18 protein-coding genes, 1 tRNA gene and 1 pseudogene are annotated in these 19455 nt (G+C 64.3%); 10 read left to right on the forward strand and 10 right to left on the reverse strand.

What is annotated here, in order from left to right; genetic code table 11:
- Positions 1 to 3 precede the first annotated feature (3 nt).
- From virB11 to AC5P5V_RS16525, 7 genes are all read right to left on the reverse strand, one after another.
- Positions 4 to 1047: a P-type DNA transfer ATPase VirB11 gene (gene virB11 / locus AC5P5V_RS16495; protein WP_021202793.1), complete on the reverse strand. Its 1044-nt coding sequence runs from the start codon at positions 1045 to 1047 to the stop codon at positions 4 to 6.
- 14 nt (positions 1048 to 1061) lie between these two features.
- The gene (locus AC5P5V_RS16500; RefSeq protein ID WP_100473222.1) at positions 1062 to 2333 is read right to left on the reverse strand and encodes a TrbI/VirB10 family protein; all 1272 of its coding nucleotides are present in this window, start codon (positions 2331 to 2333) and stop codon (positions 1062 to 1064) included.
- Positions 2330 to 3109: a TrbG/VirB9 family P-type conjugative transfer protein gene (locus AC5P5V_RS16505; protein ID WP_014037652.1), complete on the reverse strand. Its 780-nt coding sequence runs from the start codon at positions 3107 to 3109 to the stop codon at positions 2330 to 2332. Before AC5P5V_RS16505 ends, AC5P5V_RS16500 begins: the two co-directional genes overlap by 4 nt.
- The gene (locus AC5P5V_RS16510; protein WP_134968021.1) at positions 3106 to 4161 is read right to left on the reverse strand and encodes a VirB8 family type IV secretion system protein; all 1056 of its coding nucleotides are present in this window, start codon (positions 4159 to 4161) and stop codon (positions 3106 to 3108) included. The genes AC5P5V_RS16505 and AC5P5V_RS16510 overlap by 4 nt, the downstream gene beginning before the upstream one ends.
- Before the next feature lie 89 nt (positions 4162 to 4250).
- Positions 4251 to 4697 (reverse strand): hypothetical protein, encoded by a 447-nt coding sequence (locus AC5P5V_RS16515; RefSeq protein WP_032954281.1) that lies wholly within the window; start codon positions 4695 to 4697, stop codon positions 4251 to 4253.
- 424 nt (positions 4698 to 5121) lie between these two features.
- Positions 5122 to 6801, reverse strand: a complete 1680-nt coding sequence (locus AC5P5V_RS16520; protein WP_134968022.1) for a type IV secretory system conjugative DNA transfer family protein — start codon at positions 6799 to 6801, stop codon at positions 5122 to 5124.
- 35 nt (positions 6802 to 6836) lie between these two features.
- Positions 6837 to 7094 (reverse strand): hypothetical protein, encoded by a 258-nt coding sequence (locus AC5P5V_RS16525; protein WP_005417248.1) that lies wholly within the window; start codon positions 7092 to 7094, stop codon positions 6837 to 6839.
- Positions 7095 to 7224: 130 nt separating this feature from the next.
- On the opposite strand from AC5P5V_RS16525, the gene AC5P5V_RS16530 reads away from it, so the two are divergent.
- The 7 genes from AC5P5V_RS16530 (at position 7225) to AC5P5V_RS16560 (ending at position 12217) form a co-directional block, all read left to right on the forward strand.
- Complete coding sequence (locus tag AC5P5V_RS16530; protein ID WP_134968023.1) at positions 7225 to 7644, forward strand: HD domain-containing protein; 420 nt, start codon at positions 7225 to 7227, stop codon at positions 7642 to 7644.
- Between the two features lie 127 nt (positions 7645 to 7771).
- Entirely contained in the window at positions 7772 to 8983 is a 1212-nt protein-coding gene (locus AC5P5V_RS16535) for an MFS transporter (RefSeq protein WP_061478904.1), read from the forward strand.
- A 150-nt stretch (positions 8984 to 9133) separates the two neighbouring features.
- Positions 9134 to 9403 (forward strand): hypothetical protein, encoded by a 270-nt coding sequence (locus tag AC5P5V_RS16540; protein ID WP_061478905.1) that lies wholly within the window; start codon positions 9134 to 9136, stop codon positions 9401 to 9403.
- Positions 9404 to 9527: 124 nt separating this feature from the next.
- Positions 9528 to 9773: a hypothetical protein gene (locus tag AC5P5V_RS16545; RefSeq protein ID WP_061478906.1), complete on the forward strand. Its 246-nt coding sequence runs from the start codon at positions 9528 to 9530 to the stop codon at positions 9771 to 9773.
- A gap of 113 nt (positions 9774 to 9886) precedes the next feature.
- Positions 9887 to 10135: a hypothetical protein gene (locus AC5P5V_RS16550; protein WP_005417258.1), complete on the forward strand. Its 249-nt coding sequence runs from the start codon at positions 9887 to 9889 to the stop codon at positions 10133 to 10135.
- A 10-nt stretch (positions 10136 to 10145) separates the two neighbouring features.
- Positions 10146 to 10328, forward strand: a complete 183-nt coding sequence (locus tag AC5P5V_RS16555) for a hypothetical protein (protein WP_134968024.1) — start codon at positions 10146 to 10148, stop codon at positions 10326 to 10328.
- A 185-nt stretch (positions 10329 to 10513) separates the two neighbouring features.
- The gene (locus AC5P5V_RS16560) at positions 10514 to 12217 is read left to right on the forward strand and encodes an ATP-binding protein (RefSeq protein WP_134968025.1); all 1704 of its coding nucleotides are present in this window, start codon (positions 10514 to 10516) and stop codon (positions 12215 to 12217) included.
- Positions 12218 to 12225: 8 nt separating this feature from the next.
- Here the strand turns inward: AC5P5V_RS16560 and AC5P5V_RS16565 are convergent.
- Positions 12226 to 12957 (reverse strand): annotated as a pseudogene (locus AC5P5V_RS16565) (FAD-dependent monooxygenase); the annotation flags it as partial.
- 124 nt (positions 12958 to 13081) lie between these two features.
- On the opposite strand from AC5P5V_RS16565, the gene AC5P5V_RS16570 reads away from it, so the two are divergent.
- Positions 13082 to 15223, forward strand: coding sequence for a TonB-dependent siderophore receptor (locus AC5P5V_RS16570; RefSeq protein ID WP_134968026.1), 2142 nt, complete (start codon positions 13082 to 13084; stop codon positions 15221 to 15223).
- Between the two features lie 192 nt (positions 15224 to 15415).
- Here the strand turns inward: AC5P5V_RS16570 and AC5P5V_RS16575 are convergent, their stop codons facing one another.
- Positions 15416 to 15625 carry a hypothetical protein gene (locus AC5P5V_RS16575; RefSeq protein ID WP_061478908.1) on the reverse strand — a complete coding sequence of 70 codons (210 nt, stop codon included), beginning with the start codon at positions 15623 to 15625 and terminating at the stop codon, positions 15416 to 15418.
- A 188-nt stretch (positions 15626 to 15813) separates the two neighbouring features.
- Between AC5P5V_RS16575 and AC5P5V_RS16580 the strand changes: the two genes are divergently transcribed.
- Together AC5P5V_RS16580 and AC5P5V_RS16585 are read left to right on the forward strand one after the other, a co-directional pair.
- Positions 15814 to 18564: a UvrD-helicase domain-containing protein gene (locus AC5P5V_RS16580; RefSeq protein WP_134968030.1), complete on the forward strand. Its 2751-nt coding sequence runs from the start codon at positions 15814 to 15816 to the stop codon at positions 18562 to 18564.
- Positions 18565 to 18591: 27 nt separating this feature from the next.
- Positions 18592 to 19077, forward strand: a complete 486-nt coding sequence (locus tag AC5P5V_RS16585; RefSeq protein ID WP_229298463.1) for a DUF6713 family protein — start codon at positions 18592 to 18594, stop codon at positions 19075 to 19077.
- A gap of 43 nt (positions 19078 to 19120) precedes the next feature.
- Here AC5P5V_RS16585 and AC5P5V_RS16590 read toward each other — a convergent pair.
- Positions 19121 to 19210: transfer RNA gene (locus AC5P5V_RS16590), tRNA-Ser, on the reverse strand.
- Between the last annotated feature and the right edge of the window lie 245 nt (positions 19211 to 19455).

Raw genomic sequence — 19455 nt, forward strand, 5'->3', positions numbered from 1 at the left:
CCTTCAGCCCTCCTGCCCCTGGGCACGCCCAGGATTGAAGTCAATGCCGGTGATGTAGCGCGAACCGGCATGCGCCTTGATATGCACGACGATGTCGATGGTCATCATCAACAGCCGCTTGATCACGTTGAACTCCAGGCCCGAACCCTCGGCCGAAGCCTTCACCATCAGCGCCAGCTGGTCCCAGGTCTGCTCCGGGCTGCCGGCATGGCAGCTGGTGATCGAGCCCGGGTGGCCGGACGCGCAGTTGCGGATGAAGTAGAACGCTTCGTCACCGCGCAGCTCGGCCAGGATGATGCGCTCGGGCTTCATGCGCAGGCAGGCTTCCATGCAGCTCTTGGCCGTCACATTGCTGGTGCTCTGCCCGCCCTTGGAATACAACAGGTGCACCACGTTGGGCTGGGTCAGGAACAGCTCGCGCGCGTCCTCGATCGTGACCAGGCGCTCGTTGTCCGGGATATGGTTGACCAGCGCCTTCATGAAGGTGGTCTTGCCGCTACCGGTCGCACCGGATACCACGATGTTCTTGCGGTACATCACCGCACGCCGGAAGAACTCGGCGTACTCTCGCGAATGACGCAGCTCCAGCAGCTCGCGATCCTGCTCGCTGATGCTGCCATCGCTTTCCAGGATCTGATTGAAGAAGCCGTCTTCGTGATACTGCGTGAGCGACTTGGTGTGCTTGGACGGCAGACGGATGGTGATCGACACCTTGCCAGCGTCACACGCGGGCGGAATGACGAACTGTGCACGCTGGCCGGTGGGGAACGTGAGCGACACGACCGGATCGGCATCGGTGATGCGCTGGCCGGTGTTGCTTTCGTTCACCACCGCCGTGCAGAACTGCCGGGCCCGCTCGAAGGTCAGGCTCGGCACGTCCACCCGCTGCCACCCCGCCCGGGTTTCCAGGTACAGCTCACCGGGACGGTTGATGCAGATTTCCGTCACTTCCGGAGAGGTCATGTACTCGGCGATGCCCAGCACTTCGTACTGATAGCGCAGGAAATCGCTGGAGACGAGGGCGAGGGGTGACACTTCGGCGTCCATGATCGTTCGTTGGGTTACCGGCGGGGATGCAGCACGTTGGTGAAGTCGACGTCCTTGGCGACGTAGACGTTCACGATCGTGCCCTGGTTGATGGTGACGGTCGGCGGACGACGGTTGCTGCTGAGTGCCTCGTTGGCCAGGCGCTCCATCGTGCGTGCGGTAGCACTCTCATAGGGCGACTGCACCGTCATGCCATTGTTGGCGATGGTCGTCGTCTCCGGACCGTGCTCGGCGGCCGCATACTTGAAGGCATCGGAAATCAGGCTGATCATCAGCGCCGAAGCGATACGGCTGCCCCAGTGCGCGCTGTACTGGCCCGGATGACCGGCGCCACCCAGCTGATCCACACCCGGGCTGGACATCGCAACGTCGATGCCATTCGGAGTGGTGATGCGATCCCAGATCACTTCCACGCGCTTGCCCATCGGACCGCCGCCGTAGGCGCCATAGATCTTGGAGCCCTTCGGCAGCAGCAGGTTGCGACCGTTGATCGAGTACACCGGCTCGGTCAGCAGGCACGAGGTATAGCCGGCGAGATCGGTGATGATTCGGGTTTCCAACACGCAACGCAGGTAGGTGCCACGCACCAGCAGCGCGTCGGGGCTCTGGATGTAGGTGGCGCTGGAGACATCCTCGACGTCCGGGCCGCGGCGAACCTTTGCCGGCGCCGCCTGATTGTTGGGCAGCTGGGCCAGCATGGCACGGGTGTACTCATCCATGCCGCGGCCGCCATTGCCCCCGTTGCCATCCTGTCCATCACCACCACCCACCCCGCTCCCGGAGCCGATGCGGCGGTCCAGCAAAGTCGGGCCACGGTCCATCTCGCGCGCCGAATCGGACTGGGGAACGAACAGCGGGGTGGAATCCAGCGGCGGCGGCGGTAGCGGCGGCGTCATCGGAATCGGATCAACCGGTTGCATGGCCTGGGAGGGCACCGGACTCGTCTGCACGGCGTCCGGCAGAGTCGGCGTAGACACGCGCGCAACGTCCGGCACCTTCTGCACAGCGTCCTTGTCATCCTGGCCCTTGCGGAACAGCAGGAAACCCATGGCCACCAGCAGCACCACGATGCCGCCCAGGAACAGCAGCGCCTTTCGGTTCAGCCGCTGCTCTTCGGCCGAGCGCAGCTGCGGCGCGGCCGCATCCAGATCCGGCGCAGGCTCGGCCTGGGTCGTGCCGAAGTACGGGTTCGACTGCGCGTCCGAAGCACCCTGTGCGCCGTACGGGCTCTGGCTCTCGTCGCGTCCGTTGTTCGGGTCGTTTCCGGGAGTGTTCTGCTGGCTCATTTCTTCACGTTCCTTCGCAGGCCGACGACGAAGTCGCCGTGGCGGATGACCAGGTACGGGTGCGTCCCGTGCACGATCAGCGTATTGCCTTCAACCGTGGTGTTGACCACGAAGTCTTCACCGTATTCCGTTTCACGACCGAACACCGCCGGGAAGATGCCGGTCTTGTACTCCGGCGAATTCGGCAGTTTCAGGTAGGTGAAACGACCATCGTCATAGGCGTTGACCGGGATCAGCCACCCCATCTTCTTCGCCTTGCTGGTCGAATAGGAGTAGTTGAAGTTGTACTGGCGGTCCTTGGCCAGTTCCGAGCTCAGCAACGGCTTGGCCTCTTCTTCGACCGCTTCCTGGGCGACGCCGAACACGGTGTCGTTCGGATAGACGAAGGCGATCTTGTACTGCACGCCTGCACGGCGTGCCTGCTCCAGCTGGCGCCAGTCGGTGGCTACTACCTTCAGTTCGAAGATGTAGGAATGGGTCTCGGTGCGCACCATCATGTTGGTGTCGACGTCGACGTTCTTCGGCTTGAGGTAGAACACGTTCTCGCGACGGGTCAGTTCCCAGCCGCTGCTGAAGCCGGTGCTGTAGTCGAGGATCTTCTCGTTCGGGCTCAACTCGATCTGGGTGGTCAGGCCCAGGCCGGTGCGAACCGGATAGATACGGTCCTTCTCGTACTCGTAGTGGTCAACCGCCTGCGCCATCGCCGCTGCTGAGAACAGCAACGACAACATCGACAGCAGCGCCAGCGCGCTTCCCCTGATATTTCGACTACTCATCGGTTGCTTGCTCCATCAGCAGTTCCGGTGGAATTGTTCTGCACCGGCCTCATGGCCGGCTGTCCGGGCATGGCCTGCCCCGGCATTGCTTGCCCCTGCACCGGCTGACCCGGCATCGGTTGGCCCTGTACAGGCTGTCCCGGCATTGCCTGGCCCGGTACCTGACCGTTGGCTGGCACCGCGACCGGCTGGCCGGTGGCCGGATCGATCATGGTGGCCGCAGCCGGATTGTTGGGATCGTAGACACCCTGTGCCTGCTGCGCCGCCTGTGCGGCCTGCTGCGCCTGCGCCTGCATGGCGCCGTCATCCGGTACCGGCACACCACGCGAGTAGTCGTTGTCGACGCGGTACTCGGTGACCTGGAACGCCAGCGGGTTGAGGATGCGATCCTGCTCGGACAACGCCAGGTTCTGGTTGTACTCGAAGCGCATCGTCACCAGCTGGTTGTCCAGGTAGGTAGAGACGCCGGTGCGCTTGTCCAGCAGGCTGCGCTGGATGCGCACCGAAGCGCCGCGGAAGCTGCCGTTCGGCTCGGCCCCCAGTGGCGTGATGCTGAGGATCTTGACCCGGATGGCGCGCTCGCGACCGTACATCACGAACGGGTTCTGCGGATTGTTGCCGGCATAGCGGACACGCATGGACTGCGCCACCGGATCGGTGGACATCACGAACACCAGTTCCCAGTCACGCAGGCCCATCACCGCCGAGTCATACGATTCGCGCGCGAGCACGTACTGGGCGACGTTGCTGCGATTGATCGCTTCGTTGGTGGTGATCGTCTCGCCCTGGAAGGTGCCACTCAGGCGCGCGACGGTCGCGGTACCCGTGTAGGCATCGGCCATCACCAGGAACGGCACCTTCTCCTTCAGCGGCAGCATGTAGTAGTAGCCGCCCGCCAGTGCGAGCGACATCAGCAACGAGCCTGTGGCGACCCACCATGCGCGCCGCTCGCTGCGGCGTGCCATGTCGGCCACGGTGATCTCGTAGCTGACCGCCTTGGCGACCGACTGCTCGACCTTGGGACTATTGCCGGGATCCTTCTTGCGGAACATGGATTCTTCCGTACTGCTGAAACATCAATGGGCGTGGCACCCCTGCGACAGGCGCGGGGAGCGGCACGTTCGATGATTTCGAGGTGGACTCAGGTGCCGCTGTTGGAATCAGCGCCCTGCGCCGACGCGGTCGGCGTCGAGCCAGCGCTCTGCACAACGATCTGGTTGCCGACAATGGAGACGGAGATGCCCTGCGCCGCATAGGCTGCGGTCAGATCGATCACGGCCTGCTGTGCGTTGGTGGTGTCGATGTTCGAGACCGCGCCATACAGGGTGAAATCCGAGCTGAGGCGGTAGTCCAGCGTGCGCCCGGAATCCTTGGCCCAACGCTCGAGCATGGCTTTGAGCGTGCCATCCATCGGCGAGGCCTGGTAGACGTAGCTGGAGTACAGCGGAATTTCGGTCGTCGTCGCAGCAAAGCGGTTGACTGGCTTCCAGCGGCCTCCGAAATCCGGAGCGGACTTGGTGGCGCAACCGGCCACCATCAGCGCCGCCACTGCGGCGATGGACATTTTCGCGATAAACGCCTGATTCATACGGGCTTCACTTTGACGTACGAAAAAGCAGTCCCGAGCATTGGCCCCCTGGTCGTCCGGCGCTGCATCGCGCACGCCGGAATCGGAGGGACACGCTGTGTGCAGCGCACCCACTCCGGCTCCCCTGCAGCCCAAAGGCTGCCAACCAGGTCGCGGGGCCATCGGCGCAGCCGACAACACATCCGCATACCTCACCAACGTCGAAACCATCCTTGTTTCCATGGCACAAACTCCTGGCCACCCTGCTGCTACATCTTCGACATCCAGCACACACTTCTGGACGACAGACACAGAGTCGCACAACCACGCGTCAATTCCATGTCAGACAAGTCTGAAAATCCATGAACAAATGCCAAATTCTTGACCAAAATCACGAATTCACATTCTTAACTTCGAATCAAATTCACAAATTAAGCGTCGTGAATTAGACGTTCAGCATCGGAACATCCACCTTCGGCAGCAGCCTCGAGGTGAAGTAGCGGTCCTTGTAGTAGCGGATCTTGTCGCACTTCACCGGATGCGGTATGCCCTCATACAGGAACACCTCCATGTCCGGCCCCATTGCCTTCAGCTCCTGCGGCAGCATCAGCGCGCGCCGTTCCTCGGTGAAGTTGTGGGTCTTCTCGCGGGCATGGGTGACGTTCTTCTTGCGCACCGTGGTGTAGCCCAGCATGTCCGAATAGTCATTGGCATCCTGCTGCTCACGCGGCGCGTACAGGATCTGCAGGGCATGGTTGGTGATGATGGTGCGTGACACTTCCCGGCCGTAGGTGGCGTCGAGCTGGGACATGCTCTGGATGATCGGCAGCAGGCGGATGTTGTAGCCAGCCATGTAGGACACCGCCGAGGCGATGATCTCGACCTTGCCGATCGAGGTGAATTCGTCCATCAGCAGCAGGCACTGGTACTTCAGGTCCGGGTTGGACTTGGGCAGTTCCTTGGTGTTGAGGTTGATCAGCTGGCTGAAGAACAGGTTGATGATCAGCCGGCTCTCGGCCAGCTTGTTCGGCTGGATGCCGATATAGATGGTCATCTTCTTCTTGCGGACATCGGTCAGCAGGAAGTCGTTGCAGCTGGTGGCCTTGTCCAGCACCGGATTGATCCAGGGATTGAGCGGTTCCTTGAAGGTGCCCAGGATCGAGGCGAAGGTCTCATCGGCCTGCGACAGCATGTTGGCGAATGCCGAACGGGCGTTGGTGCTGAGGAACGGCCGCTCCGACAGGGTCTTGAGGTACTTCTTCAGGTCGGTGCCGTCGCCGGAGGACAGACGGTACACCGCACCGAGCGTGGGAGTGCCGGCGCCGCCCGGGAAACCGCTGCTGCGCTCATCGTCCCAGTTCTCGAACAGGTACAGGGTGAAGGCCATGAACGCGTTGCGCGCCTGGCTGACCCAGAATTTCTGGTCCTCGGCCCCGTCCGGATACAGCATCGCGGCGATGCTCATCAGGTCCGAGACGCGGAAGGCCGGATCATCGGAGACGTAGCTGAGCGGGTTCCAGCGGTGCGTGCGCCGGTCCTCGGCGAAGGGATTGAACAGATAGATTTCCTGGCCCTGGCTGGCGCGCCAGCCACTGGTCAGGTCGAAGTTCTCCTGCTTGATGTCCAGCACCACCAGCGACTCGCCGTACTCCAGCAGGTTCGGGATGACCACGCCCACGCCCTTGCCCGAGCGGGTCGGCGCGGCCAGGATCACGAACTGCTGGCCATCCAGGCGCACCAGCTTGCCGCCATGGCTGCCGACCACGATGCTCTGCCCGGTCTTCTTGAACATGCCGTGCTTGGCCAGGTCAGCGCCGGTGGCGAAGCGCGCATCGCCGTGCAGCGAGCGCTTGTCCTTCTTCAGCAGCAGCACCAGGCCGGCCACCAGCAGCACCAGCAGGGGCAGGCCGAAGCCCACGTAGCCAGCCCATTTGATCTTGCCCACGAAGGGCGCGACCTGCGGTTGGCCGATGGCGTGGACGTACTGGTAGTAGGTGTTCCAGGTGAACAGCTGGGTGTCCAGCCCCAGGAACAGCAGGGTCAGATAGCCGGAAAACACGAAACCGAGCAGCAGGGTCGCCAGCGTGATGATGGCGATGAGCAGATACTTCTTACTGGGCAACACCCGAATCCTCCATGATGCGCACGCGGCGCGACGGCCTAGCGGTGGCGCCAGCGCGACGCCTTCTTCCGCAGGTGGTTCTCGTTTTCCAGCCCGGGCTCCTCGCCCTCTTCACGCACCAGTTGGAGCAAGCGTTGGCGCGCTTCGGCCAGTGATATCAGGTCGGTCAGACGATCCCCATCGTCGGCGACGACCGCATGGCCGACCACATCGCCGGGAGCGTACACCGGCTCGTAGGACACCGCTACCAGCTGATAGCGTCCACGGGTTTCCAGCACATGCCTGAATTCCTGCATCTCACTCCTCCTTGTCGGGGCAACACTGCGTCCCCTGCCTCGCCATCATGCCCGTGGCAGCGTCATGGGCGCATCCACAACCGCTGCGGCTTTCGCGCGAAACTGTGCGCGGATATCCAAGGAGACTGCAATGGACTGGGTAGCACTTGCCCGTACGCTGGCCACCGAGGCCCACGCGGGGCAGATCGACAAGGCCGGCCAGCCTTATATCGGCCATGTGGCGCGGGTGGCGGCCGCCGTGCGCGGCGACGATGCCGCCGAAGTGGTGGCCTGGCTGCATGACGTGGCCGAGGACTGCCCGGCGTTTGCCGCGCGGATCGAGGTATTTCCGGCGCCGCTGCGCGAGGCGGTGCAACTGCTCAACCGCGATGCAGCTCCTGACGCGGACAGCTACTACGCGCGCATTGCCGCCCACCCGCTGGCATTGAAAGTGAAGCGCGCCGATCTGGATGACAACGCCGATCCACAGCGGCTGGCGATGCTGGACGGGACCACGGCAGGGCGCCTTCGCGACAAATACGCTCATGCCCGGGCGGCGCTGGGCATCTGAGCCGGCCGCGAGGCGGCGCGGAGGGCCGGCGTGTCACCGATCAAACGCTGATTTACCCTGAGTGCTGCTGCTCCTGTTGCAGTGCAGCAGTACAATGGACGGCTCCCCCGCCCCATCGCGCCCCCGCATGAGCCCCAACTCTTCCCTGGCTGCGCGGCTGACGCCCCGCCAGCGCACCCTGATCATCCTCGCCCTGTCGCTGGGTGGATTTGCCATCGGCACCAGCGAATTCGCCAGCATGGGGCTGATGCTGGAGATCAGCCGCGGCCTGTCGATTTCCGAAACCCAGGTCGGGCACCTGATCAGCGCCTACGCCATCGGCGTGGTGGTCGGTGCCCCGATCCTCGCCTTCGTGGGTGCCAGCTTCCCGCGCCGCAAGCTGCTGTTGGCGCTGATGGGCTTCTACGCGATCGGCAACCTGGCCAGCGCGCTGGCACCGAATTACGGCACGATGCTGGTGGCACGCTTCGTCGCCGGCCTGCCGCATGGCGCCTACTTCGGCGTTGCGATGCTGGTGGCCGCTGCGATCAGCCCTGCCGGCCAGCGCGGCCAGGCGATGTCGCGGGTGCTGCTGGGCCTGTCGATCGCGATCCTGGTCGGCAATCCGTTGACCACCTGGCTGGGCCAGCAGTTGAGCTGGCGCACCGCCTTTGCCCTGGTCAGCGTGCTGGCCATTGCCACGGTGGCGATGATCGCGCGCTTCCTGCTGCCGGACCCGGACGAAGTGCGTACCTCGCCGATGCGCGAACTGCGCGCCTTCAACACATCCCAGGTGTGGCTGGCGCTGGCGATCGGTGCGGTCGGCTTCGCCGGCATGTTCTGCGTGTTCACCTACCTCGCGCCCACCCTCGTGCAGGTCACCGGCGTGGCCGAATCGTGGATGCCGCTGGCAGTGGGCGTGTTCGGCATCGGCGCGATCATCGGCAACATCGCCGGTGGCTGGCTGGTGGACAAGTTCCATTTCAAGGCCGCCGCCGTGGTGCTGCTGTGGTCGATCGTGATGCTGCTGCTGTATCCGCTGGCCGCACAGTCGGTGTGGACCATCGGCCCGATGATCATCACGGTCGGCACCATGGGCGCGCTGGCAGCGGTACTGCAGACGCGCCTGATGGATGTGGCCGGCGAAGCGCAGACGCTGGCGGCCGCCTCCAATCATGCCGCCTTCAATACCGCCAACGCACTCGGCCCGTGGCTGGGCGGCATGGCGATCAGCGCCGGCTTCAGCCCGGCCAGTACCGGCTATGTCGGTGCGGCCACCGCGATCGGCGGCCTGCTGCTGTGGTGCGCGGCGGTGATGCTGGACAGGAAGCGCAAGACCGTCGCCGCCGGCAACCACTGAAGAACGGGCGTCCAACCACCGGATTCACAGGTCGACCAGTCGACTGCGCGGGCTTCGTCGCGCATCTGGCGCGCGATGAACACATTTCGTGGATGTGCATTTCGGCACAGTGCAGCCGACGCCGCATTCTCGGCCTGCACCGGACCCGCAATGCACCACCACCGCGCACCTGCCCGCCACGATGCCATCGCCTTGCAGGCCGGCATGCTGGGCAGCGTGTTGGGGGTGGCGTTGTCCAAGGCCATTGCCTTGTCTGCGATGGCAGTCGATTCGATGATGGGGATCGGGCTGTGGGTGATGGCCTGCGCGCTGCTGGCAGCGTGGGCGCTCGCAGCCTATCTGGCCTGCCTGGCACTGAGCCGTCGTGTGTTCGTGCTGATGGTGGCGCTGTGCATGGTGCTGATGATCTGCATCGCCTGACCCAGCAGGGGCCGGACTATTGCGCATTTGTTACAGAATAACAAGTGCAATGGGTCCGATTGTGCATGCCCGGCGTCACGGATTTGAATTCCATGGCCATCCTGGCATTACCCGAGGCCATCTCATGACTCTGCAGTCTTCATTCCGCGCCACCCTCACTGCCATCGCCCTGGCGTCGCTCAGCGCCTGCGCCACCTATGACGACAGCGCCATGCATCCGGCCTGCCAGGAGTCACCCCATCTGAAGGATCTGCCGCGCGAGGTCGCTGCCCGCGAGAGCCGTTGCAACAAGGGTGTGGAAGTGTGGTCGAGCGAGCGCGGCGGCAGTGACAAGCCGCTGGACCTGAGCGGAAAGAAAAAGGATCTCTGAAAAGGAGCGCTGCCGGTTGCCGCGGCTGTCTTGATCATGCCCATGCACCTGGCTGACTGGCCCATCACAACCGGCGCGCGACGATGAGGTCTCCCCACCCTGTCGAGATTCAGATGCCGGACACTGCCCACCCTGTCATTCGCGCGTTCGAGGCCGTGTTCGATCTGTCAGGGGGCGTGCAGCGCATCACCGCGCTCACGGTCACCTGCCGGCATTGCACATCGACCAGCTCGGCCAGTGAGGACAATCTGGTGCACTTGCCAGGTGGAGCATTGTTCCGCTGCGACGGGTGCGGCTGCCATCAGCCGGTCAGCCATGCCCGGCTGTCGGACTGGCAACCGGCGTCGTTGCTGGGTATTTGAGGACCGCGACGTGGCAATGACTGCGGAACAGCGGAAAATACTCCAGGCCATCGCCGCTGCAGAACCGGTGCGCGGTGATGCCGCCACGTGGGCGGTGACCGCCGGGTGGGCGGTACAGGCAGAGGACGGGGATATCGATCTCACCGAGGCTGGCCGGGATGCGCTCACCGCGCAGGCAGGTCGTGAGGGCTAGACCCGCCGCTCAGGCCAGCGTCGCCTCCCTTCGCGCTGCGCCGCGATAGCGGCAACCTGCGGAACAATGGGTGCATCCCTGCCACGTCGACGGCGAAGTGGCGAGGCCTTTCATGTCGGCGGTGTGCAGAGCGTCATGACATGCGCTCGGCTATGCTGCGCCACCTTCCTGCGCCAATGGCGGCCATGCATCCTTTTCCCCTGCCAGTCTCTGCACCTGATCAGCTCGCCTACCGACTGCTGCAGGACAGTGACTGGGCCCGCTCGGCCACTGCCGCAAGCGCACCCGCCGAACTTCGCACGTTGCTGGCGATGATCCTGGATTCGCCAGAACCGCTGTGGCTTGCCTGGGGCAAGGAAGACAAGGCGTTCTTCTTCAATGATGCCTACCTGCCCATGCTGGGTGAAAAACTGCACGGCGCGATGGGCAATCGCCTGGAGGATGTCTGGGCGGACGTATGGCCAGACGTGGTGCAGGCCGTCAACGATGCCTTCGCCGGCACCAGCCGCAGCTTCAAGAATCTCCCGTTGATGATGGATCGCGACGGCACGCTGCGTGAAACATTCTGGACGTTCTCCTATTCGCCGCTGCGCGTCGGCTGCGGCAGTGTGGCCGGCATCCTGTGCGTGGTCAGCGAACAGACCGAACGGGTGATCGAGCGCGACCTGCACAGCCGCCAGGTCGCGGCGATCACCGAGCAGGCGCGGGAGGCCCATCTGGAACTGGTGCGCGCCCGCGAGCAGCTGCGGCAATCGCAGAAGCTGGAGGCGATCGGCCAGCTCACCGGCGGGGTGGCCCACGACTTCAACAACCTGCTGCAGGTCATCACGGGTTCGGTAGACATGCTCCTGCACACGTGGCCCGCAGACGACACCCGGCGCCGCTACATCCAGGCCATTGCAACAGCGTCGGACCGCGCCACCAAGCTGACCGCGCAACTGCTTGCATTCTCGCGTCGCCAGAGTCTGTCGCCGGAGGTCTTCGACCTCTGCGAAAGCGTGCACGCGCTCTCGGATATCATCACCACGGTACTCGGCGCGCGCATCCAGGTGTCGTTGGCATTGCCCGATACACCGATGCCGGTACTGCTGGACCGGACCCAGCTGGACACTGCATTGATCAACATCGCGGTCAATGCCCGCGATGCAATCAACGGACACGGCCGGGTGACCATCGAAGTGGAACGGGTCACCGCGGTGCCTTCGGTGCGCTTCGCCGCGCCGATGAAGGGCGACTTTGCCGCAATCAGTGTGACCGACACCGGAGCGGGCATCGACCCTGCGGTGGTTGACCGCATTTTCGAGCCCTTCTTCACCACCAAGAGCGTGGGCGCCGGGACCGGGCTCGGTCTCAGCCAGGTATTCGGCTTCGTCAAGCAGTCAGAAGGCGAGGTGGATGTGCAGAGCCAGGCCGGCGCCGGTACCCGCTTTACGCTGTATCTGCCGCTGGCGCAGGCAGGAGAAACGACTGAACGGCCGGCGGCGCAATCGGGGCTGCAGCATGGTCATGGCGTCTGCGTGCTGGTGGTGGAAGACAACGTCGACGTGGCCGAATTTGCGGTGGGCGCCCTGCGCGAACTCGACTACAGCGTGGTCCTTGCACGCAATGCGGACGAGGCCCTGGCCGAGCTGGAACGGGATGCCTCGCGCTTCCATCTGGTGTTCAGCGACGTGGTAATGCCGGGCATGAACGGCCTGGATCTGGCCCGTGCCATCCGCGCCCGCTTTCCGGAGCTTCCGGTGATCCTCACCAGCGGCTACAGCGAATTGCTGGCGCGGGATCCTGGCCATGGCTTCACCCTGCTGCGCAAGCCGTACTCATTGAAGCAGCTGGCCTCGGTGATGACCGAGACCGCGCGCCGCGCGCTGGCTGTGATGGCATCGCCCTAGCCGGTCGCTCACCACGGCAAACCGAACCAGCGTTCCAGCGAAGACTCCAGCCCCGACGCATCGCCGCCGACATCGCAGGCCCAAGCGACGATACCGTCAGGGCGGACCAGCACCGCGCCCAGTCCCATCGCATCGCGCGCCGTGGATATCACGCAGGGAACCGAGCGTTGCCAGCGCGCAAAGATCGGGCCGAGTGAAACGCCGGTATCGAGCCCCAGCAGCACGCCCTTCCCTGCGCGCAGCAGCTCCCCCATGCGATCGCCATTGGCCAGCTGGACGTCAGGCACGCTTTGGCCAACCCACGGATGCTCGCCGTCGAACACCGCTGGTTGTGCCACGCCCCACAGCCGCTCAGCGAGATAGGTGGCACCGTCGCGGGTCGCGGCCAGGTCGGCGAAGACCGCCGCCAGCGCGCGCTGCCCTGGGCCTGGTCGCATCAACGCCACCTGCGCACGCGACCAGTCGAGCACCCGGGCGCCGATCGGATGACGCTCAGCCTGATAGCTGTCCAGCAGCGTCTCGGCGGCGTCGCCTCGCGCCACGGCGGCCAGCTTCCACCCCAGGTTCATCGCATCGCCGATGCCGAGATTCAGGCCCTGACCTCCCAGCGGCGAATGCATGTGCGCCGCATCACCAGCCAACAGCACGCGGCCGCTGCGATAGGCCGTGGCCTGGCGCGCGGCATCGGTCCATGTGGTGGCCAAATGCAACGCGGTGATCGTTGCCTGCCGCCCGGACATGCTGGTGGCTCTGGCCGGCACCCCGTATACCGACCCGGGCCCGCGTCCATAGTGCATCCGGGGGATAGGTCCCGAAGCACTGCAAATGCTAATCTTTCTCATTTGCAGCCAAGCCTCGTCCCTCATGCCCCTTCCGACCCCGCTCAAGCACGCCCTCTGCCTGGCGCTGCCCCTTGCTCTGGCTACACCTGCACTGGCTTCCGAGGCCTCCACTGACGCCCCGCGGGACCTGGACAAAGTGGAAGTCCGCGGCCGCGCGCAGACCCTGTACCGCGCCAACGATGCAGCCGTCGGCACCCGCACCGATACTCCGCTGGAGCGCGTACCGCAGTCGATCCAGGTCGTGCCACGCGAGCTGATCGACGACCAGGCGGCGCGCCAGGTCACCGATCTGTACCGCAGCATCAGCGGCATCAGCTTCTTCAGCTATGCCGGCGTCACCCTGCGCGGGTTCCGCCAGGAGAACGTGCTCTACGACGGCCTGCGCGGTGATCCCTATGCAGGCTTCTCGGTGCCGCAGCTGTTCAACATCGAACGCGTGGAAGTGCTGAAGGGCCCGGCCGGTGCGCTGTACGGCGGTGGTGATGCGGGCGGCATCATCAACTATGTAACGCGCAAGCCCAAGGCGCGCGCCGAACGCCGCATCGAGCTGCAGGCAGGTGACAAGGACTTCCGCGCCGGATCGATCGAAGGCACCGGCCCGCTGAATGCCAGCGGCAGCATCCGCTATCGCGCCGGCCTGTATGCCGACAGCGAGCAGGGCGTGCGCTGGAACGCCGACAGCGAAAGCGTGATCGGCGATGCATCGCTGGCCTTCGACGTTGGCCAGACCGGCGAACTGGTGCTGCAGTTCACCGACATCGCCCAGAACCTGGGCGGCAACCGGCTGCGCGGTGTGCCAGTGAACGATGCCGGCAGCTTCCTGATCGACAGGCGATGGAACCACAACGAGGCCAGCGACTTCCTCGACATGCGCGCCAGGGTCGCACTGGCGCAGTACCGCTTCGCACCGCTCGATACGCTGGACGTGGACATTGCTGCGCGCTGGTTCAGCAACAACGAGCACCAGATGTACCACGAGCCGATGGGGCTGATTGATCGTGACCGCGACGGGGTGGCCGAATGGATGACGCGCCAGCTGCGCAACCAGATCCGCGACAACGAGGCCTTCACCGCCAGCGGCAATGCCGTCTGGCGGATCAACACCGGCCGTATCGAACACAAGGTGCTGTTCGGCGCCGACGTGTATCAGCTCGACGCCGACTTCACGGCGCAGACCGCCAACAGTGCCGACCTGGCACGCGGCGCCGGCCCGGTGCGCGGCATCGACCTGTTCAACCCGGTCTATGGCGCGAGCACCTGGCATGACTACAACCTGGCCGCCCTGCCCTGGCGCAGCACCGCCACCCGCAGCAAGCGCTACGGCGGCTATCTTCAGGACGAGCTGGCGCTGGGCACGCGCTGGCACGTGCTGGCCGGACTGCGCTGGGATGGCTTCAAGGATGAGGACCGCATGGGCGGCAGCAGCGTGGATGGCAACGCGCTCAGCTGGCGTCTGGGCAGTACCTTTACCGTCCGGGACGGCGTGAACCTGTACGCCAACATCGCCAGCGGCTTCGTGCCGCAGAGTGCCACCAACCAGAACCCGGCGGCCGGCGGACCGTTCGACGCGGAGCGCAGCAGGCAATGGGAAGTCGGCCTGAAGTCCCTGCTGGCCGACCGTGTGACCCTGAACATGGCGGCCTACCGCATCGACCGCAGCAACATCGTGCAGGCCACCGGCGAGGTGGTCGGCGGGGTAAACCAACTCGCTGCACTGGGCCTGGTACGCAGCACGGGCATGGAACTGGACCTGCTGGCCGACGTGACCGAGCGCTGGGTGGTGAACCTGACCTACGCCTACAACGACGCACGGGTAAAGGACGCCGGACCGAACGGCATCACCAATGCCTCCGGCGACCGCTTCGCGAATGCGCCACGCAACAAGCTCGGCCTGTGGACGCGCTACGACCTGCCTTCGATCAACTCGGCCATCGGCTTCGGCGCCGACCACGTGGGCGAGCGTGTCAGCCTGGATGGGCAGACGGTCAAGGCTTACACGGTATTCGACATGAGCTGGAAGACCACGTGGAAGCAGTGGCAGTTCCAGGCCAACGTCAAGAATCTGTTCGACAAGGTGTACGCAGCCAGTGGCTTCATCGAACGCAACGGGCATTTCCCGGGCGAGCCGCGGCGGGTGTATGTGCAGGCGGCATACAGCTTCTGACGCAGGGCTGCGAACCATGATGACAGGGGGAGGTGGCTGCCTACCTCCACCGCACTTTCGTATCGCGAGCGTGACAGTGACGGAGATCGCCAAGGAACGATAGCCTGTGACGGAGCGCATCTTGCAGCACCGAGGGTCTCGTACGCTTGAGTGATTCAGCCACTACTGCTGACACAGCAGGTTCTGGATCTCCTAACGGATCCGGCCAGGCGCCCGTGCCAGACGCATGATCCCGTCCGGTGGAATGACGGTGCCATCGTCCATCACGATAAGCATGTCAGAGACTTCGCCCTCGTGCCCTTGCTTCGCAGTGGTCACCAGGATGTTCAATGGATCCGTCCGGATATCGTAGCCGCCACCGATGTGCTTCAAGGTTCCGATCTGGTACCAGTCAATTTCCATGGCCAGCTCTTGGATTCAGGCCTTTCATGGTGCCATGCGCCTGGCGCTTGGGCGAGCTGAGATAGACGGCATCTGGATGCGCCCTGCCCGCGCAGGAAAGACCCCATGCAACGTCAAGGCCCCTTATCATGCGGGCTTAGGGGCTCTACATGCCCGATTGACGTTTGCAAGGCAGTACCTGGATGTCTATGGAATGGCGCCCCTCGGGCTGGGGCCAACGTGTGACACGCTCGCCACACTGGCGGTTGCGGCTGGATGGCGAATGCATCGAGCTGAACACCGCAGGCCAACAGTACCGGCAGCGCGTGGATGACGATCACAGCGTGCAGGTCATTCCAGGGTTTTTCTGGGCCAGCGTTTCATTGCAGACCGACAGCGGTTCCGTGTCCGTGGGCGGCCTGCCCAACGGGCAAGCGTCCCAGCTTGCAGGGGCTGTGCGGGGCCTGCTCTTCGCGCGCAGCACGCGCGGGCGCAAGGATCTGTTCGAGAAGATCCTCGAACAGATCCAAGCCTGGTTGAGCGCGGCGGACGCACTGACTGATCGAGGTCACGCCAGCCGACGCTGGATCACCCATGAGCAGCAGCAGGCGTTGCTGGCTGATCGGCCTGCCCTGCCGCTCTCCCCGGATGAGCTGGAGAGTCTGTTCCTCGATGCGAGCGTGCACGGCGACCTGCGCTCCAGCCGCCATCTGGCCGCGCTTGAGGCACTGAATGACTGGCACCTGGATTGGCCCGCCATCTGGGCCGACGCCAACGCGACCATGGCAACGCGTGAGCAGGTGCTGGCCAAGGACTTCCTCGACCGGGTCGAGAGCAAGCCCCTGACCGAGGAACAGGCCCGCGCCGTCTTCTGCTTCGACAACCGCGTGCAGGTCGTGGCCGCGGCCGGCTCCGGCAAGACCTCCACGATGGTCGCCAAGGCGGCCTATGCCATCGACCGCGGCTTCGTCGAACCCGAGCGGATCGTGATGCTCGCCTTCAACAAGGACGCTGCCAACGAGCTGGAGGAACGCGCGCGACGATGCTTCGACCGGCTCGGCATGGGCGACATCGTGGTCGAGGCGCGGACCTTCCACGCCCTGGGCCTGGCCATCATCGCCAAGGCCACGGGACGCAAGCCTGATATCCCGGAATGGGCGATCGACGCCACGCTGGGCTTCAACAAGCTGGCCGAACTGGTGGACGACCTGAAGGACCGTTCGACCCACTTCCGCACCCAGTGGGACATGTTCCGCCTTGTGTTCGGACGCGATCTGCCGCCGTTGGGTGCCGACATGATGGCCGATGGTTACGACCGCGATGGCACGCCCTACATCCGCACCCTGCAGGGTGAGCGGGTGAAGAGCCAGGAAGAGTGCGTGATCGCTGACTGGCTGTTCTACAACGGCGTGACCTACGACTACGAACGGCGCTACGAATTCGATACGGCGACCGACACCTATCGCCAGTATCGCCCTGATTTCTATTATCCGGACGCCGGGCTGTATCACGAGCACTTTGCGTTGGATGCCGGTGGCCAGCCGCCGAAGCATTTCGCCAACTACGCAGAAGGCATGCACTGGAAGCGCGAGCAGCATGCGGCGCGTGGCACGGCTCTTGTCGAGACCACCTCGTATGGCCTGCGCAGCGGAGACGCCCTGCGCCATCTGGCCGAGAGGCTGGACGACTACAACGTCGAGCTCGACCCGAACCCGGACCGCGAACTGCCCGACCAGGGCGCCAAACCAATGCCGGATGCAGACCTGATCGGCCTGATGCGCACCTTCATTGCGCATGCCAAGAGCAACTGCCTGACGCTGGATGACATGGCCGCACGCCTGCGGCAGATGCCCGAAGACCAGTTCAAGGAACGCTACCGGCGCTTCCTGGAAATCGCCGGGCCGGTTTTCCAGGCCTGGGACAACGCACTGGCGGACGAACGTGGCATCGACTTCGAGGACATGCTCAACATGGCCGCCGGGCTGCTGGAACAGGGCCACTATGAATCACCCTACGATCTGGTGATGGCCGACGAATTCCAGGATGCCTCGCGCGCCCGTGCGCGCCTCTGCCGTGCGCTGGTCAGCCAACCGGGCCGCTATCTGTTTGCGGTGGGCGATGACTGGCAGTCGATCAACCGCTTCGCTGGCGCCGACGTTTCGGTGATGACCGGATTCCGCGAATGGATGGGGCATGGCCAGGTGCTGAAACTGGAGCAGACGTTCCGCTGCCCGCAAGCACTGTGTGATGTTTCCAGCCGCTTCATCAGCCGCAATCCGGTGCAGATCACCAAGGAAGTTCGCTCTGCTGCGCCGGCAATGGGACCTGTGCTGCAGGCGTTCCAGATGAACCGGCGTGAGGAGGTGCAGGATGGTGTTCGCCAATACCTTGCGACGCTGCACCAGCAACTGCTGTCAGGTGCAGTGCCGCAGGGCCGCAACGGGCGCGTGACTGTATTCATTCTGGGGCGGTATCGCGCGGACCGCAGCGCGATGCCTTTGGATTGGAAGACGGCCTTTGGCAGCACGATGGAGGTCGAGTTCCTGACCACCCATCGATCGAAGGGGCGCGAGGCGGACTACGTGATCCTGCCGGGCATGATCAACCGCAGCTTCCCGAGCCTGCGCGCGGATGACCCGGTGCTTTCGCTGGCGATGCCGGATGGGGATGCCTATCCGCTGAGCGAAGAACGGCGCCTGTTCTATGTCGCGCAGACGCGTGCGCGACGTTCGGTTGCGATGTTCACCCTGCAGGGCAAGCACTCGCCATTCCTGGATGAGCTGGTGAAGGACGGCGCCGTGGAAGTGACCGCGATTTCAGGCGCGGCCATCCACGAAGAGCGCTGCCCGGTGTGCAAGGTGGGCGTGTTCGTGGACCGCAATGGGCCACATGGGCCTTTCCGGTCGTGCTCGAGTTATCCGTTGTGCCATAACAAGCCGAAGGGCGGGCGTCGTGGGTGAGCGTATTCTCTGCGCTTTCCTGGCGATGTGCGCACTGCCCTCACCGTCACCGTGAGCTTCGCCCAGGCGGAGATCGACTACTCACTCCGGCTGCTAGACTTTGCCGACATTCAAATGGACGACCCCATGGAACGGTGGTATCTGGCAACACTGCTGGCGTTGGTCCTGCACCAGATTGATGCAGCGTTCTGGCACGAGTGGGCCCTGTTCGGCGTTCCTGGCGGCATCCAGGGGTTTCTGGCTTTCAACCTGATCGCTGTGGGCGCCCTGCTGCATGGCTATCGCCAGGTTGTGCTGGCCAAGCCCTCCGCGCGGGCGTATGCCAGCCTGTGCGGGACAGTTGGCGCCGGCACCGCCATGATTCATGTGGGCTTCGCCGCGGCCGGTCGTGACGAGTTCCTGCTTCCGCTCTCCATCGCAACGCTGGCGGCCTGCCTCGTGGCCGGCGTCGGGCTCCTCATGCAAGGCCGCCGTGCTACCCCGGCTCGCGTGCAGATCGATGGCGTGGACTGACGAGACGAAAAAGCCCCTGAATCCAGGGGCTCTTTGAATCAACTGGCGGAGAGAGTGGGATTCGAACCCACGGAAGGTTTGACCCTTCGCCGGTTTTCAAGACCGGTGCCTTAAACCGCTCGGCCATCTCTCCAATCGGGTCCCGGTCGCCCGGGCAGCGGCGTATTCTCGCACGTGAAGGGCGTTTGCCCAAGACCACCTTGCCCCTGCCCTCCGCATCCGGCACGGTGGGGACCTTTGATCTGGCCCCCCGTCAGCGGACGCCAAGAAGCGATACTTTGATCGCACTTGGAGGTCCCTTATGTCCCGTATCACCCGTCGTAGCTACACCGATGAGTTCAAGCACCAAGCCGTGGAGTTGGCCGAGTCGCTCGGACC

It is taken from the genome of Stenotrophomonas sp. YJH_SMC_130 (assembly GCF_059369035.1).

What these genes read in the sequence shown, in the direction of transcription:
- virB11 (WP_021202793.1), bottom strand. Translation starts at nt 1,047, where the DNA reads ATGGACGCCGAAGTGTCACCCCTCGCCCTCGTCTCCAGCGATTTCCTG.
- AC5P5V_RS16500 (WP_100473222.1), bottom strand. Translation starts at nt 2,333, where the DNA reads ATGAGCCAGCAGAACACTCCCGGAAACGACCCGAACAACGGACGCGAC.
- AC5P5V_RS16505 (WP_014037652.1), bottom strand. Translation starts at nt 3,109, where the DNA reads ATGAGTAGTCGAAATATCAGGGGAAGCGCGCTGGCGCTGCTGTCGATG.
- AC5P5V_RS16510 (WP_134968021.1), bottom strand. Translation starts at nt 4,161, where the DNA reads ATGTTCCGCAAGAAGGATCCCGGCAATAGTCCCAAGGTCGAGCAGTCG.
- AC5P5V_RS16515 (WP_032954281.1), bottom strand. Translation starts at nt 4,697, where the DNA reads ATGAATCAGGCGTTTATCGCGAAAATGTCCATCGCCGCAGTGGCGGCG.
- AC5P5V_RS16525 (WP_005417248.1), bottom strand. Translation starts at nt 7,094, where the DNA reads ATGCAGGAATTCAGGCATGTGCTGGAAACCCGTGGACGCTATCAGCTG.
- AC5P5V_RS16530 (WP_134968023.1), top strand. Translation starts at nt 7,225, where the DNA reads ATGGACTGGGTAGCACTTGCCCGTACGCTGGCCACCGAGGCCCACGCG.
- AC5P5V_RS16535 (WP_061478904.1), top strand. Translation starts at nt 7,772, where the DNA reads ATGAGCCCCAACTCTTCCCTGGCTGCGCGGCTGACGCCCCGCCAGCGC.
- AC5P5V_RS16540 (WP_061478905.1), top strand. Translation starts at nt 9,134, where the DNA reads ATGCACCACCACCGCGCACCTGCCCGCCACGATGCCATCGCCTTGCAG.
- AC5P5V_RS16545 (WP_061478906.1), top strand. Translation starts at nt 9,528, where the DNA reads ATGACTCTGCAGTCTTCATTCCGCGCCACCCTCACTGCCATCGCCCTG.
- AC5P5V_RS16550 (WP_005417258.1), top strand. Translation starts at nt 9,887, where the DNA reads ATGCCGGACACTGCCCACCCTGTCATTCGCGCGTTCGAGGCCGTGTTC.
- AC5P5V_RS16560 (WP_134968025.1), top strand. Translation starts at nt 10,514, where the DNA reads ATGCATCCTTTTCCCCTGCCAGTCTCTGCACCTGATCAGCTCGCCTAC.
- AC5P5V_RS16570 (WP_134968026.1), top strand. Translation starts at nt 13,082, where the DNA reads ATGCCCCTTCCGACCCCGCTCAAGCACGCCCTCTGCCTGGCGCTGCCC.
- AC5P5V_RS16575 (WP_061478908.1), bottom strand. Translation starts at nt 15,625, where the DNA reads ATGGAAATTGACTGGTACCAGATCGGAACCTTGAAGCACATCGGTGGC.
- AC5P5V_RS16580 (WP_134968030.1), top strand. Translation starts at nt 15,814, where the DNA reads ATGGAATGGCGCCCCTCGGGCTGGGGCCAACGTGTGACACGCTCGCCA.